A 246-nucleotide genomic window follows, 5' to 3' on the forward strand; every position below is an offset into this window, starting at 1 on the left:
CTTTATATTTTATGCGCAAGCTGATTTCCTGGTTGCTGAATGGAACTTCATTGAATTTTCCTGAGATTAATGATCCTTTCCCTACCTGGATAAAAACGTAGCCTTCGTTGTTGGTATTGATCTGCTGTGTTTCGGAATACCATACTTTATCTTTCGTGAAGAGCTCTACCTCAACATTGAGCTTTTCATTCTTCACAGGCTGATGCCCGTTGTCAAAAATCTGAGACCGGAAGATCATGCTGTTAT

General features: G+C 39.8%; 1 protein-coding gene. It reads right to left on the reverse strand.

The genetic code is table 11. The features are described 5' to 3' along the window. On the reverse strand, nt 1-196 hold a 196-nt coding region (locus ACPYOJ_RS36265), incomplete at its 3' end, for a hypothetical protein (protein WP_481420521.1). Nucleotides 197-246: the final 50 nt, after the last annotated feature.

Source organism: Rhizobium sp. SVR5-9E (genome assembly GCF_056755095.1).